The 1,292-nt window shown below is 64.1% G+C and carries 1 protein-coding gene; it reads left to right on the top strand.

Features of this window, described 5'->3' with window-relative positions; genetic code table 11:
• Positions 1–171 precede the first annotated feature (171 nt).
• Positions 172–1,292 (top strand): IS110 family RNA-guided transposase (locus tag GGR48_RS17865; protein WP_183953188.1); only part of this gene is annotated, 1,121 nt, incomplete at its 3' end.

Here is a 1,292-nt window from a genome sequence, read left to right as displayed (position 1 = left end):
GCGATGAACTCGCTGCCGTAGCACATCGGGAAGCGCTGGAATGGGAGCCACTGTGGCCCTGATGAAGACAAGGCCGCGAAGCGGCCGCAGGCTTCATCAGGGCAAGCCATGGTCGGCCAGCAGGTATCTAAGGTGAAGTTGTCGAGACAACACTTTGGAGGCCGACCAACCATGACCAAGCTCACCTCTACGCCTGCCGGCGCCGTGCTGGTAGCCATCGACATGTCCAAGAGCCGGCAGGAGGTCCTTATAGAGCGACCGGAAGGCGGCCGGCGCCGGCGGATGACCGTCATGGCGACCAGGCAGGACTATGACGGCTTTGCCGAGCAACTCGCTGCCATCGGGCGCCCCATCATCGTCGGGTTCGAGGCGACGGGTAATTACCATCGCACGCTGGCACACCGGCTGCTGACGGCGGGGTTCGAGCTGCGCCTCATCTCGTCGGTCGCGCTCGCCCGAACGCGTGAGGCGCTGCACAACGGCTGGGACAAGAACGACCCCAAGGACGCGCAGGTCATCCTGCATATGCTGCGGATCGGCGCGACGCAGCGTTACGTCGACCCGCTGGTGGCCGGGATCAACGACCTGCAGGAGCTGTCGAAAACCCACGAGACGATCTCCAGGATGAAGACACAGACCTGGCACCGGATACTGACCCACTACCTGCCGCTGTACTTCCCTGAGATCGCCCGCTTCGCAGGCAACAGCCGGTCCGACTGGTTCCTCGCGCTCATCGAGCGGTTTCCGACACCGGCCACCATCACGGCGCTGGACCGCGAGGCATTCTCGGCTGCGGCATGGCCGCTCATCGGCCGCAAGGTCTCCAAGGCACGCCTCATCAACGACATCTATGAGACGGCGTCCGCCTCGACGGCGCTGCCGGTCCCGGAGGACTCGGCCGCCATCACCATGTTCCGTATGGTCATCGCGCAGGGCCGCAGCCTAATCCACCAGCGTGACGAGATCGAGCGGCTGGCCCATACGCGGCTCGCCGATGACGTTGATTACCAGCTGCTGCGCAACATTCCGGGCATTGGTCCGATCAATGCGCTGACCATCCTGGCCGAGGCCGGTGATCTGCGGCGTTTCAATCATCATCGTCAGTTCCTGAAGTTCTGCGGTCTCGATCTCGCAACGTGTCAGTCAGGCACGTTCCGTGGCCGCACCAAGCTGTCCAAGTACGGTAACGCGCGCCTACGCCGGACCTTCTGGATGGCTGCCCAGGTCGCCGCGCGTCAGCGCGACAACAGCTTCCGCGACAAGCTCGGACGATATGTCGCCGGGCACGCGGA

This window comes from Sphingomonas pseudosanguinis (genome assembly GCF_014196255.1).
Taxonomy (GTDB): Bacteria; Pseudomonadota; Alphaproteobacteria; order Sphingomonadales; family Sphingomonadaceae; genus Sphingomonas; species Sphingomonas pseudosanguinis.
The sequence above is the reverse complement of the archived record's forward strand: the minus strand, read 5'-3'. Positions and strand labels throughout refer to the sequence as shown.